General features: G+C 37.7%; 15 protein-coding genes. 13 read left to right on the top strand and 2 right to left on the bottom strand.

The window, feature by feature from the left end:
* Positions 1 to 76: 76 nt before the first annotated feature.
* The 12 genes from MHB51_RS11380 (at position 77) to MHB51_RS11325 (ending at position 11,447) form a co-directional block, all read left to right on the top strand.
* Complete coding sequence (locus MHB51_RS11380; protein ID WP_342558185.1) at positions 77 to 853, top strand: TatD family hydrolase; 777 nt, start codon at positions 77 to 79, stop codon at positions 851 to 853.
* Positions 854 to 986: 133 nt separating this feature from the next.
* Positions 987 to 2,192: a G5 and 3D domain-containing protein gene (locus MHB51_RS11375; protein ID WP_107943685.1), complete on the top strand. Its 1,206-nt coding sequence runs from the start codon at positions 987 to 989 to the stop codon at positions 2,190 to 2,192.
* 660 nt (positions 2,193 to 2,852) lie between these two features.
* Positions 2,853 to 3,416, top strand: a complete 564-nt coding sequence (rnmV, locus tag MHB51_RS11370) for a ribonuclease M5 (RefSeq protein WP_066165638.1) — start codon at positions 2,853 to 2,855, stop codon at positions 3,414 to 3,416.
* Positions 3,409 to 4,296 carry a 16S rRNA (adenine(1518)-N(6)/adenine(1519)-N(6))-dimethyltransferase RsmA gene (rsmA, locus tag MHB51_RS11365; RefSeq protein ID WP_342558184.1) on the top strand — a complete coding sequence of 296 codons (888 nt, stop codon included), beginning with the start codon at positions 3,409 to 3,411 and terminating at the stop codon, positions 4,294 to 4,296. The genes rnmV and rsmA overlap by 8 nt, the downstream gene beginning before the upstream one ends.
* A 146-nt stretch (positions 4,297 to 4,442) precedes the next feature.
* Positions 4,443 to 4,700, top strand: coding sequence for a Veg family protein (locus MHB51_RS11360; RefSeq protein WP_066165631.1), 258 nt, complete (start codon positions 4,443 to 4,445; stop codon positions 4,698 to 4,700).
* A 342-nt stretch (positions 4,701 to 5,042) separates the two neighbouring features.
* The gene (locus MHB51_RS11355) at positions 5,043 to 5,231 is read left to right on the top strand and encodes a small, acid-soluble spore protein, alpha/beta type (protein ID WP_066165629.1); all 189 of its coding nucleotides are present in this window, start codon (positions 5,043 to 5,045) and stop codon (positions 5,229 to 5,231) included.
* A gap of 633 nt (positions 5,232 to 5,864) precedes the next feature.
* Positions 5,865 to 6,731, top strand: a complete 867-nt coding sequence (gene ispE, locus MHB51_RS11350; protein WP_066165626.1) for a 4-(cytidine 5'-diphospho)-2-C-methyl-D-erythritol kinase — start codon at positions 5,865 to 5,867, stop codon at positions 6,729 to 6,731.
* A 105-nt stretch (positions 6,732 to 6,836) separates the two neighbouring features.
* Positions 6,837 to 7,664: a pur operon repressor gene (gene purR / locus MHB51_RS11345; RefSeq protein ID WP_066165623.1), complete on the top strand. Its 828-nt coding sequence runs from the start codon at positions 6,837 to 6,839 to the stop codon at positions 7,662 to 7,664.
* Positions 7,665 to 8,039, top strand: coding sequence for a RidA family protein (locus tag MHB51_RS11340; protein WP_066165620.1), 375 nt, complete (start codon positions 7,665 to 7,667; stop codon positions 8,037 to 8,039).
* A 267-nt stretch (positions 8,040 to 8,306) separates the two neighbouring features.
* A complete protein-coding gene (gene spoVG, locus MHB51_RS11335; protein WP_066165617.1) occupies positions 8,307 to 8,597 on the top strand; it encodes a septation regulator SpoVG in 291 nt (96 codons plus the stop codon).
* A 505-nt stretch (positions 8,598 to 9,102) separates the two neighbouring features.
* Positions 9,103 to 10,467 carry a bifunctional UDP-N-acetylglucosamine diphosphorylase/glucosamine-1-phosphate N-acetyltransferase GlmU gene (gene glmU, locus MHB51_RS11330; protein ID WP_342558183.1) on the top strand — a complete coding sequence of 455 codons (1,365 nt, stop codon included), beginning with the start codon at positions 9,103 to 9,105 and terminating at the stop codon, positions 10,465 to 10,467.
* A gap of 20 nt (positions 10,468 to 10,487) precedes the next feature.
* Entirely contained in the window at positions 10,488 to 11,447 is a 960-nt protein-coding gene (locus tag MHB51_RS11325) for a ribose-phosphate diphosphokinase (protein ID WP_066165611.1), read from the top strand.
* Between the two features lie 111 nt (positions 11,448 to 11,558).
* On the opposite strand, the gene MHB51_RS11320 is transcribed toward MHB51_RS11325, so the two are convergent.
* A complete protein-coding gene (locus tag MHB51_RS11320; RefSeq protein ID WP_342558182.1) occupies positions 11,559 to 11,804 on the bottom strand; it encodes a hypothetical protein in 246 nt (81 codons plus the stop codon).
* 86 nt (positions 11,805 to 11,890) lie between these two features.
* Entirely contained in the window at positions 11,891 to 12,298 is a 408-nt protein-coding gene (locus MHB51_RS11315; protein ID WP_342558181.1) for a hypothetical protein, read from the bottom strand.
* A gap of 207 nt (positions 12,299 to 12,505) precedes the next feature.
* On the opposite strand from MHB51_RS11315, the gene MHB51_RS11310 reads away from it, so the two are divergent.
* Positions 12,506 to 13,783, top strand: coding sequence for an RNA-binding domain-containing protein (locus MHB51_RS11310; RefSeq protein ID WP_342558180.1), 1,278 nt, complete (start codon positions 12,506 to 12,508; stop codon positions 13,781 to 13,783).
* Positions 13,784 to 13,996: the final 213 nt, after the last annotated feature.

The raw sequence follows: 13,996 nt of genomic DNA, 5'->3' as shown, positions 1-13,996 counted from the left end.
TGTAATATAAACGTAATAATTCTGAAAACTAAGAAATAATTCAATCCAATAAAATATACGTCAGGAGTAATGAAAGATGGTAACTTTTATAGACACACATGTACACTTAAATGCAAATCAATATGATGGGGATTTACAGCAAGTAATTGACCGTGCTCTAGTAGCAAAGGTTGAAAAAATGGTGGTTATTGGATTCGACCGCAAAACAATTGAACGGGCAATGGCCTTAGTAGATAAATACGATTTTATTTATGCGGTCATTGGCTGGCATCCTGTTGATGCCATAGATTGCACAGAGAAGGATTTAAAATGGATTGAAGAGCTTGCAGCACATCCTAAAGTAGTTGGTATTGGTGAAACGGGACTTGATTATTATTGGGACAAGTCACCAAAGGATGTACAAGAGTTTTGGTTCCGTAAGCAAATTAAGCTAGCACAAAAATTAGATTTACCAATCATCATTCATAACCGCGATGCAACAGGAGATGTTGTTCGTATTTTGCGCGAAGAAAATGCTGCTACTGTTGGTGGCATTATGCACTGCTTTGGAGGCAGCGTGGAAACTGCGCGTGAATGTATCAATATGAATTTCATGATTAGCTTAGGAGGACCTGTGACATTCAAAAATGCGCGCCAGCCAAAGGAAGTCGCAAAGGAAATACCTTTAGAACATCTATTAATCGAAACAGACGCACCATATTTAGCGCCGCACCCATACAGAGGGAAAAGAAATGAACCTTCTTATGTGCCATTGGTAGCTGAAGAAATAGCAAGACAAAAAGAGCTCTCTTTGGAAGAAGTTGCTAATGCTACGACGGCAAATGCAATACGTTTTTTAAAATTAGATGTTTAAATTGTGAATATGCCTCCAATACTGCGTTTAAAGCACTTTTTTTTAAGTGTTTTTTAGCGGATAAAAAACTTTATAGTTGACAGCATGAAATCAAGTCCGTATAATTCAGCGAGTATCAAGGAGGCGTATTTTCATGTCAAATAATTCCATGAAAAGCCAGTTCTTAGGATCATTGAGGAGCAAGGAAACAAGAGCAAAAATATTATCGTTTGTCTTGTTTGCAGCTGTAATTTCATTCGTTCTTTTCCAAGGAACGAAATCACCTGTCATTATTATGGCGGATGGGGAAGAGCAAAAAGTAGCAACACACGCAAAAACGGTCGGCGAGCTTTTAGAGGCACGCGACATTAACGTATCACAATATGATAAAGTATCACCCTCATTAGATACCAAAATCGTTAGTGGAATGACGATTGAATGGGAACAGGCAAAAGAAGTAATCGTTTCAGTTGACGGGGAAGAGTCAAGTGTATGGACAACTGAAAAAATAGTGAAGAACATTTTGGAAGAAGCAAATATCGAAGTAACAGAGCACGATAAAATATCACAAAGCTTGACTACTGAAATAGAGGCAGATAACAAAATCGATATTCAAAAGGCGTTTCAGTTAACGCTTGTCGATGGTTTAGAAGAGAGACAAGTTTGGTCCACTTCGACTACGGTCGCTAACTTTTTAAAACAACAAGAAATTCAATTAGGTGAATTTGATCGTGTCGAGAATAAACTGGAGGACGTTATCACTCCAGCAGAGAAAATCGTAGTTGTTCGCGTAGAAAAAGTTACCGATGTAGTGGAAGAATCCGTTGATTTCGCAGTCGAAAAGAAAAACGATTCTTCATTGCTAAAAGGCAAAGAAAAAGTTGTAACAGAAGGTGTCGCGGGGAAAGTAGAGCGCACTTACGAAGTAGTAAAGGAAAATGGTAAAGTTGTCGAAAAAACATTGAAATCTGAAAATGTAACAAAGAAGCCGACAACAAAAGTTGTAGCCGTAGGGACAAAGGTTGTCACTGCGAGTGTTTCTCGTAGTAATTCAGCAGCACCTGCTGGCGGCACAGAGTTTTATGTAACAGCGACTGCATATACACCATACTGTAATGGCTGTTCTGGCATTTCAGCTGCAGGCATTAACCTGCGTAGCGACCCTGGATTAAAATTGATTGCTGTAGACCCACGTGTCATTCCTTTAGGAACAAAAGTATGGGTTGAAGGCTACGGCTATGCAATTGCTGGTGACACTGGCGGTGCAATTAAAGGCAATAAAATTGATATTCTTGTGCAAACAAAGCAACAAGCATATAGCTGGGGACGTAAGCAAGTACGTATTAAAGTATTAAATTAAATATATAGTTAATGAGCTAATTTTTTTGCTCATTTATTTCGTGCTGTTTAAATGACGCAAACTTCCAAAGAAATGTACTTTTGTAGTAGTTGTATTCAATGCTACTTCACACTGCACAAAAGAGCTGTCTCACTATGATTTTTCAGGCAGCTTCATTTCTACATGTTTAACTTCCTTCGGCAATGTTTTCTGCGACGAGTAACCGCGGAGCACATGTTTGTATCGAAAGTGAAGCGGACAGGTACGGCAGTCTCTTTTCTAGAAGTGGCGAGAGATAATGAATGCATTTGTAATTGATATACTAGCGAACGAAAACTAAAGCAATACCAAAATGTTCATAGGGGGTGTAGGGAAAATTTTGACTTTCCTTACACCCCTTTACTTCGCTATAAGAGCCACTATGTTTTCTCTATAGTAAGAAGTGTTTTCTGAAGAGTGTATTGGAGAAAATTATGATAAAATGGCTCTATCATTTACCCCGCATTAACGAGCAGTAAGATGCCCATTTAAAGAATTGAATGAGAAACGGCTTAAGGGTAGGTGGGAGATTAACTGCCTGTAAAAGCCCGATAGGTTCAACTAACAATCAGTGGGTCCTGAAGAAAAGCCACTGATTGAAGTTTCACTTTATCTAAATTCAGCAGAAAAGAGGAGCAGCTTTTGGATATAAAAGAAATTATCGTTGTAGAAGGTAAGGATGATACAACAGCGATTAAACGAGCTGTCGGTGCGGACACAATTGAAACGAATGGCTCAGCCATCAACGAGGAAATATTGTGTCGCATTGAGCATGCAAACGAGAAGCGTGGGGTCATTGTATTTACAGACCCAGACTATCCAGGACGCCGTATACGTGCAATTATTGAGGAGCGTATACCGAATGTAAAGCATGCATTTTTAGCGAAAAATAAAACAATTGCTAAAAATGGTAAAGGTCTTGGCATCGAGCATGCCAGTGATGCAGATATTCGTCAAGCACTTGAGGATGTTTATACACCGAATGAGCAAACGAATATGGAGGAAATAACCCTTGAGGATTTAATGCTAGCGCACCTTATCGGACATCCACAATCAAAGCCACGTCGCAATCGACTAGGAGAAATATTAAATATTGGTATGACAAATGGTAAGCAGTTGCATAAGCGCTTGAAAATGTTTCAAATTACACCGGCACAATTTGCACAAGCAATTGCACAGTTAGATCAGGAGGAACAAAATGCATAAAGATATTGCAACACCTATTCGCACGAAAGAAATTTTGGAAAAGTACGGATTTTCATTTAAGAAAAGCTTGGGTCAAAACTTTTTAATTGATCCAAATATTTTGCGAAATATTGTAAGTCATGCAAAGCTAACAGAAAACAGTGGTGCAATTGAGGTCGGTCCGGGAATCGGTGCTTTAACCGAGCATTTGGCACGCGAGGCTAAAAAAGTTGTGTCGTTTGAAATTGACCAGCGCTTATTGCCAGTGCTAGAAGATACGTTAAGTCCCTATGACAATGTTACAATTGTTCATTCAGATATTTTAAAGGCGGATGTAGCACAAGTAATCGCAAAGGAAATGCCTGATGTTCAGGATATTATGGTTGTTGCCAACTTGCCATATTATGTGACGACACCAATTTTATTAAAGCTTCTACATGACAAACTACCGATTCGTGGTTTTGTTGTTATGATGCAAAAGGAAGTGGCGGATCGCATTACTGCAAAGCCTGGCACGAAGGAATACGGTTCACTTTCTATTGCGATTCAATATTTTGTGACAGCCGAAGTAGCAATGATTGTACCGAAAACGGTGTTTATGCCACAGCCAAATGTCGAATCAGCAGTTATTCGATTAATTAAGCATGATAAGCCACCAGTAGCGGTTATTGATGAAGAATTTTTATTTGAGGTGACACGCGCATCATTTGTGCAACGTCGTAAAACAATTTTGAATAATTTGCAGGCTGGACTGCCAAATGGTAAGCAAAAGAAAGAAGATATTTTATCGGCATTAATAAAATGCGAAATTGAGCCAACACGTCGTGGAGAAACTTTAACAATTCAAGAATTCGGTAAATTAGCGGATGCACTTTATCCAAATTTCGCAAAACGCCAATAATTTGGCTAACTTAAGACAAGAATTAAAAAAAATATTTTTTTTATAAGAAAAAAGTTGACTAAAATTATTGTATGGTGATAAAATATATATCTTTTGACATTGTTTATAAAACGTGATACACTAATAAATAGTGAGGTGTATGCGAAATGCCAAAAACAATTGCCAATATTAAAAAGGCTCTAGATGGTCATTTAGGCAAGCGTTTGCAAATAAAAGCAAACGGTAGCCGCAAAAAAACGGTTGAATGTGCAGGTATATTAAGTGAAACACATCGCGCAGTATTCGTAGTAGAGCTCGATGAAAAAGATAATGCGTGTAAACGCGTTTCTTACAGCTACACAGATATTTTAACAGAATCAGTAGAAATTACATTTTTAGATGATGCAATAGCAGTTGGTAAATAATTACCGATACTTTTTAACGGGTTTCCAAAAGAAGTCTCCTATTCTCAAGGAACATGAGTGAATTGGCGATAGCCGAAGCCCACGCTATAATATAGAAACAAAAACTCTTGGAACAAGAGGGTTTGCTCGGGCACTTATCGTTGGTTAGTAACAGCAACGATAAATCGAGAAACCCCCACTTTAATTAGACTTGTAAGGTCAAATAAGTGGAGGGTAGTTCACTATGTAAAAGGACACTCAAATTTTTGAGTGTTTTTTTGTTTTATGAATTAGCTGTATAAAGAAAATGAATTTAAGCATACTAATGAAGCCAACTGAACTTTAGAAAGGGAGGTCATCTGCATGGCACGAAAAGGCATCATGTCGAATCGTCTGAAGGAAGAGATTGCAAAAGAACTTGGATTTTATGATGTAGTAGAACGTGAAGGCTGGGGTGGTATTACTACCCGTGATGCAGGGAATATGGTTAAACATGCGATTGAGAAAGCAGAAAAGCTTCTTGCTGAGCAACAAGCTACAGACACAAAGTAGCGATAGTTTTAACTTAAGTAAACCGATCATATAGGAAAGTTGGCAAAGGAAAGAGGAGCGTCCAAAAAGCCGTGCAGTTGCCGGCATTTTGGGCGCTTTTGTTGGTGTTACTTCAAAAAGCTCACTCAGCTAGAGTGGCAAGAAGGTTCTTTGAAAAGATGAAAAACAAAAATTAGGGGATATTCTTCTGAATGAAAGTGAATAATGGAAAATCGAGTTTTTATTGTTTAAGCAAGGCGGACTGCCTTTTCATACAATCCTGTTTTTTGTTTAAAAATGTGATTCCTTAAAAAAACAAGGCTGAAAACAGTGAAACTAGCACCTTTATTTGAATTAAAGATGAAAGAGTAAAAAATCAATTTTATCCCGCATCAACGGGCAGTAAGCATCTCACTTCAAGACTTAAGTGAAAATCGGCTTAAAGATAAGTGGGAGATTAACTGCCTGTAAAAGCCCGATAGATTCAATTAACAATCAGTGGGAATGAGGAAACCTCCACTGATTGAAGTTTTACTTTATTGGGTAGCAATTTTTTTATTTTCGAACTATTCCTATTTCGTGTTCCGTACAATGAATATGATAAAATATAAATACTTATTATATGAGAGAGCTCTATTAGGGAGGGATTCAAACATGCTTTATGTTAAAGCGCCAGCTAAAATTAACTTAACTCTAGATGTACTATATAAAAGACCTGATCATTATCATGAGGTTGATATGATTATGACAACGATTGATTTATCAGATAGAATCGGTCTAGAAATACGTCAAGATGGCTTAATAAAGATTACCTCAGCAAATCGTTTTGTACCGAATGATGAGCGTAATTTTGCTTATCAAGCGGCGAAGCTACTTAAAGATACATATAAGATTAAAGAAGGTGTATCAATTACGATTGATAAGGAAATTCCTATCGCGGCAGGCTTAGCGGGAGGCAGTAGCGACGCCGCAGCAACACTTCGAGGATTAAATGAGCTTTGGAGCTTAAATTTAACAATAGATGAGTTAGCGGAGCTTGGCGCACAAATTGGCTCGGATGTGCCGTTCTGCGTATTTGGAGGAACCGCTCGTGCAACAGGACGTGGGGAAAAAATTGAGGAGCTGCCAGCACCACCGAATTGCTGGATTGTGTTAGCTAAACCTAAGATTGGCGTCTCAACTGCAGATGTCTATGGAGGTTTAAAATTAGATGATGTAGAGCATCCGAATACAGCAAGGGCAATAAAAGCGATTGATAGGAAAGATTATGCAGCATTATGCGCATCTCTTAGTAATGTATTAGAAAGTGTGACGCTAAAGCTCCATCCTGAAGTTGCGATGATTAAGGAGCATATGCAGCGCCTAGGCGCTGATGCAGTGCTTATGAGTGGTAGTGGGCCGACTGTTTTTGGATTAGTAGATAATGAGGCACGTACAGCAAGAATATATAATGGGTTACGAGGTTTTTGTGACGAGGTGTACACAGTTCGTTTACTTGGTGAGAGGAATCCACTTGCGTAAATGCGTACATTTATGTTAACTTACGTATAAAATATTCGTGTTAACTTTCTCTAGTCAGCTTGAAAAGAGCTAGCTAGAGTGCAATTGATAGGAGAGGGACATACTATGAAATGGAAGCGTAGTGAACGACTTGTTGATATGACATATTACCTGCTTGAGCATCCGCATCAATTAATCCCCCTCACTTACTTTTCGGATTTGTATCAGTCGGCCAAGTCCTCCATTAGTGAGGATTTAACGATTGTAAAGGAAACGTTTGAGGAGAAGGGTATCGGACTCTTAATAACAGTTCCTGGCGCAGCGGGCGGGGTAAAATATATTCCGAAAATGTCTGAGCAGGAAGTGAAGGAGATTACTCAGGAGTTGATTACTCAATTGGGGCAATCAGATCGATTATTGCCAGGCGGCTATTTGTTTATGACGGATTTACTTGGTAATCCAGATTTTATGAATCGCATTGGTAAGGTATTTGCGAGCGCCTTTGCAGGGCAACAAATCGATGTTATTATGACAGTAGCAACAAAGGGTATTTCTATAGCACATGCAATAGCACGCCATTTGAATGTGCCTGTTGTTGTCGTTCGTCGAGATAGCAAAGTAACTGAAGGCTCAACAGTGAGCATTAATTATGTATCAGGCTCTTCGCGTCGTATTCAAACGATGGTTTTATCTAAACGTAGCATGAGAAGTGGACAACGTGTGCTAATTACCGATGATTTTATGAAGGTAGGCGGTACAGTTAATGGAATGAAAAGCTTGCTAGAGGAATTCGAATGTGAACTAGCAGGTATCGCTGTATTAGTTGAAGCAGAGCATGCGGATGAAAGATTAGTGGATGATTACTATTCTTTAGTTAAACTTCATGAAGTAAACGAGAAGGATCGTATTATTGAACTTAGCGAGGGCAATTATTTTCAAAAGGGGAGATTCTAAATGAAGGCAGTATCAACAACAAAAGCACCAGCAGCAATTGGACCATATGCGCAAGGCATGATTGTCAACAATATGTTTTATTCATCAGGTCAGATTCCATTAACAGCTTCAGGGGAACTTGTAGATGGTGATATCGTTGAGCAAACGAATCAAGTATTCGAAAATTTAAAAGCCGTTCTTGCAGCAGCAGGCTCTTCACTAGACCAAGTGGTGAAAACAACAGTATTTATTAAAGATATGGATGAGTTTGGAGCATTGAATGAAGCATATGCTGCTCATTTTGGAGAGCATAAGCCAGCACGCTCAACAGTTGAGGTAGCTCGCCTACCACGCGATGTGAAGGTAGAAATTGAAGTAATCGCATTAGTGAAATAAGCGAATGAATTAGGGTTGTTCGAAAGCAGGCTAGTATGCAGCTTTTGGACAACTCTTTTTTTAAGACTTTAATAAAATATTAACTATTAGGAAGATAAAAAAACATCGTTTAGTGCGTTTTTCGCTCACTTATTACAAAATTTAAGAATAAATTTTTATAATATTTGAACTATTTTAAAAATTTAGTAATATTAAAGGAGGAATTAATATTCTATGAGAAGAATATTATATTTCAACATAGGCATCTTAGATTGAGGGGGTGAAAGAATGGAAGTAACAGATGTAAGATTGCGACGTGTACAATTAGAAGGGCGTATGCGTGCTATCGCTTCCATCACACTAGACGATGAATTTGTTGTACATGATATTCGCGTAATAGATGGCAATACAGGTCTATTTGTAGCAATGCCAAGCAAGCGTACTCCAGATGGCGAGTTCCGTGATATTGCACATCCAATTAAATCGACTACGCGCAACAAAATTCAAGAAAGCGTATTAGCTGCATATCATGCGTCAAGTGAGGATGAAGAGCTAGAGTTAGAACAGGCAAATGCATAGAAGGCTATATAAACAAAAATAGTCGGGCTGTGAGGAAGTTAAAACTTCTTTACAGCCTTCTTATTTTTATCAAAAAGTACATGGTTGAGATTAGCTAAAAGAAATGACAACAAAAAGCTGATTTTTTTCCTATTGAATATAAAGTGAAACTTCAATCAGTGGAGGTTTTCCTCATCCTCCATTGGTTGTTAATTGAACCAATCAGGCTTTTACGGGCAGTTGATTTCCCACTTACACTTAGCGTATTTTCACTTAATTCTTGAAGTGGTGTCTTACAGCCCTTTAATGCGGGATAAAATTAAAGAGAAAGGCTTTAAATTCAATGTTTACAACTCCAAACGGTCATATTTTAATGAAAAACAAATGAAATGCCCAAAAACTGGTGCGTTATCATGTTTTTTAGACATCCCAATGTCATAGTTTTGTCAAGTCACAATACCTTGAAAAACACGGTGATTTACTATATAGTCAAGTATGAGACTTAGAGTTAAACTGGGGGACTTATATGACAAATATTTTTGCAATCGTTTTGGCTGCAGGTCAAGGAACACGTATGAAGTCCAAATTATATAAAGTACTACATCCTGTTTGTGGAAAACCAATGGTAGAGCATGTCATCAATCATATTGAAACACTAGATGTAAATCGTATCGTGACAGTGGTTGGTCATGGTGCTGATAAGGTACAAGAGCAATTAGGCGATAAAAGTGAATACGTGCTACAGGCTGAGCAACTAGGGACGGCACATGCGGTTCAGCAAGCAGAGGGCATTTTAGGTGACCTTGAAGGGATAACGCTTGTTGTATGTGGTGATACGCCGTTAATTAGACCAGAAACGATGAAAGCATTAGTTGATTTCCATCGTGAGCAAAATGCTAAGGCTACAATTTTGACAGCGATTGCAGAGGACCCAACAGGTTACGGTCGCATTATTCGTAACGAGGGCGGGCAAGTAGCGCAAATTGTAGAGCATAAGGATGCGACACCAGAGCAGCACTCTGTTAAAGAAATTAATACAGGTACGTATTGCTTTGATAATAAGCTATTATTTGAAGCATTAAAGCTTGTAAACAATAATAATGCGCAAGGTGAATATTATTTACCTGATGTGATTGAAATTTTACAAAAGCAAGAGGAAATCGTATCTGCTTATGTGACGAAGGATTTCAATGAAACGCTAGGTATTAACGATCGCTTCGCTTTATCACAGGCGGAGGATTTGATGCGCGCACGTATCAATGAACGTCATATGCGCAATGGTGTAACAATCATTAATCCTGCCACGACACATATTAGCGTGGATGCAATTATCGGTAGTGACACAGTAATCCTACCAGGTACGATGATTGAAGGAAAAACAATTATAGGTGCGGATTGTGAAATTGGTCCCAATAGCCATATTATAGACAGCCAAATTGGTAGCGACACGTCTATTCATAGCTCTGTTGTAAAAAGTAGTGCAATTGGTGATGCGGTAGCGATTGGTCCATTCGCACATATTCGACCTGAGTCCACACTCGGTAATCATGTGAAAATTGGCAACTTTGTTGAAGTGAAGAAAAGCCAAATAAATGAAGATTCTAAAGTATCACATTTAAGCTATATCGGCGATGCCGAAATCGGCAAAAATGTGAATATTGGTTGTGGCTCCATTACTGTCAATTATGATGGTAAAAATAAGCATAAAACAATTATTGAAGACAATGTATTCGTAGGATGTAACACGAATTTAGTTGCACCGGTAACTGTGCGTAAAAATGCATTTATCGCCGCAGGCTCTACGATTACGAAAGAGGTTCCTGAGGATGCACTAGCAATCGCACGTGCAAGACAGGAAAATAAATTAGGCTATATGAATAAATTAAAATAATATAAATTCAGGAGGGCATCATGCCATATCATTACGCTGACTCAAAACTAAAACTTTTCTCACTAAATTCAAATAACCCACTTGCACAGGAAATTGCACAAGAAATGGGCATAGATTTAGGTAAATCATCTGTAAAACATTTCAGTGATGGAGAAATTCAAATTAGCATTGAAGAAAGTATTCGTGGTTGCGATGTATTCATTGTGCAGTCAACTTCCGCACCTGTAAATGAGCATTTAATGGAGCTTTTAATTATGATTGACGCAGTGAAGCGCGCTTCTGCTCGTACTGTCAATGTTGTAATCCCTTACTATGGCTATGCTCGACAAGACCGTAAAGCAAAAGCTCGTGAGCCAATTACAGCAAAATTAGTGGCGAACCTATTAGAAACTGCTGGTGCAACACGTGTAATTGTATTAGATTTACATGCACCACAAATTCAAGGCTTCTTCGATATTTTAATTGACCACTTAGTGGCAGTACCGATTCTTGCTGATTACTTCGGTTCAAAAGGCTTTAACCAAGAGGATTTAGTAATCGTTTCTCCTGACCATGGTGGTGTAACACGAGCACGTAAAATGGCAGAGCGCTTAAAGGCACCGATTGCCATTATCGACAAACGCCGTCCAAAGCCAAATGTTGCTGAAGTAATGAATATCGTAGGTAACGTTGAAGGTAAAATTTGTATTTTAATTGATGATATTATTGATACAGCAGGTACAATTACAATTGGGGCTAATGCATTGATTGAGTCAGGCGCGAAAGAAGTATATGCTTGTTGTTCACACCCAGTACTATCTGGACCAGCAATTGAGCGTATTGAAAACTCAGCAATTAAAGAGCTGGTTGTCACAAATACAATTCAATTACAAGAAGAAAAGAAATCGCCAAAAATTAAAGAGCTTTCTGTTGCGAAATTAATGGCAGATGCAATCTCTCGTGTTTATGAAAATAAATCAGTAAGTACATTGTTTGATTAATGACTAAAGGCTGTAAAGGAAGTAGTACAACTACTTTCTTTACAGCTTTTGTCGTTTGAGCTATCCAAATAAAATGCTCTCCAAACTAGCTTTTTATAACTGATGTATCCGCTATTTATCCTCATTTTTCTTAAACAAAAATACAAATGCAACAGCTATAAAAGATACAGATAAGACTTTTGTGAAACTTTTATAATCAGGAGCTATAAATTGGTTAGCAATAAAAGCTAGCATCGCCATAACTCCATAAGAAAGACTACGCTGTAATTTTGTTGTTTTTATTTTAAGTACAGTCATAAGTAGCTCAACAATTAAAATAATCGCAAATAAAATAAGAATACATAGTAGCATATACATGAAAATCTTGCCCTCTTTTAAAGTGAATAGACATTAATTTTTTAGTGTATTGATTATCCTTTATTATATAGTAAGTGCTTGTAAATTTAGATTTTTTTATAATCCTCTTTTGCGTCTAGCCATTCTTGTCCGTATTGATATATAGTTAAAGCCGCACCAAATGGACCTACTTTAACAGCTCCGCCCACAATCTTTTTAATTAAAGACCAGCTCAATAAATTACCTGCTTTTAGTGCGTTAATTATATCATCAGCAAAACCTAAAACTCCAAAGGTAACTAAATCTAGTTCTTTACTTTTTAATGCATCCGCATGACCTTGAAATCTTATGAAATTAGCAGTAGTTTTTGTAGTGTTTTTATAATAGGGATTTTGCCCAATCATAATAGCCTCTGCAGTTCCATCTGTAAATAATCTATATCTAACATCTGAAACATAAGAACCACCATAAGATGCTGATTTTAAAGTGGCAATTGAAGAACTATTAGAGTCCAAAGGTATTTTTTTCCGTCTATCGAGGTTACTTCTAACATGCCAGAAATCAATTCGGAAACAATAATAGTTTCATTATTAAATAATAATTTTTCATTCCCTTCGATTTTATAAGCCTTGATGTTTATTATTTCAGCATTACTTATTAATTGATTAATCGATTATAATCGATTACTATTGATTTATAAAATAATCGATGGAGTGAGTGTAATGAATTTGAAAGAATCACTGACATTGGAATTTAAACGGGAATTAACGGATGCTATCAAGCGAGAAATCATTGCTTTTGCAAATACACAAGGTGGCGAACTTTACATTGGGGTCGATGATGATGGCACTATTATCGGTCTTGACAATGCTGATAAAGTGCTTGAATCTGTTTCTAGTATGCTGCACGATGGTATTCAGCCAGACATTTTAGTGCACACTTTTTTAGAAATTATTGAGTTAGAGGATAAAGAAGTTGTAAAAATCAGCATTGCAAGGGGAGCTCGTCGCCCATATCATTTAAAAGCAAAGGGCATGAAACCATCCGGCGTCTTTATTCGATACGGTACTTCCGTTACAAATGCTTCCGAAGAAAACATCCGTCAAATGATTATTGAATCTGACGGGATAAATTATGAAACGATGCGAAGCATACAGCAAGAGCTGACATTTACAGAAGCTGGAGCTGTTTTTAATGAGCAAAACATAAAGTTCGGTCCAGAGCAAATGCGTACGCTTGGTCTTATAACAGACGATGGCTATTACACAAACTTAGGATTACTTTTCTCGGATCAATGTGAGCATACAATCAAATGTGCTCGTTATTTAGGAAACGATAAACTTGAATTCCAAGACCGCAAAGAATTTGCTGGCTCTATTTTAGCCCAAGTAGAGGCAGCTTATGAATATTTATCGTTAAATAATGCAAAGCACGCATATTTCGAGGGGCTTAAACGAATTGAAACGGAAAGCTATCCGAGTTATGCATTACGTGAAGCGTTAATTAATGCGGTTACTCATCGCGATTATAGCTTTAGTGGTAGCATACTTATTCACCTATTCCAAGATCGATTGGAGCTTGTTTCTGTTGGTGGTCTAGTTAAAGGATTAACGCTAGAAGATATTGAATTAGGTATCTCACAAAGTCGTAACCCGAAACTAGCAAATGTCCTTTACCGATTAAAATGGATTGAAAGTTATGGCACAGGCTTACAGCGCATGAAAGAGAGTTATAGGGGGAGTGCTATTCAACCGTTTTGGACAGTTGGACCAAATGCATTCGTCGTCATACTTCCTAAAAACAACCTTTCTACTCCTACTGAAGATAATAAAATCTTATCTGACTGGTTAACACAAAATAAAGAATTTGCTTCCAAAGACCTTGAAAATTATTTAAATAAAAGTAAAGGTACAGTACGGAAAATTATTATGGAATTACTTCAGAGCGGACAAATTATACGCATTGGGCGAGGGCCGAAGACAAGGTATAAAGTGATTTAACATACTTGCAATAAAGTGAAACTTCCATCAGTGGGGGTTTTCCTCATCCACACTGATTGTTAGTTGAACCAATCGGGCTTTTTCCAGCAGTTGATCTCCCGCTTATTCTTTAGCGTATTTTCACTTAAGTCTTGAAGTGGTAATCTCACAGCCCGTTAATGCGGGATAAACAAAAATAGTTGTATATGATGCTTTGTTCGCTATAATCAAATT

The sequence above is a fragment of the Metasolibacillus sp. FSL K6-0083 genome (assembly GCF_038630865.1).
GTDB classification, from domain to species: domain Bacteria; phylum Bacillota; class Bacilli; order Bacillales_A; family Planococcaceae; genus Metasolibacillus; species Metasolibacillus fluoroglycofenilyticus.
Note: the sequence above shows the minus strand (reverse complement) of the source record. Positions and strands in the feature narration are given on the sequence as shown.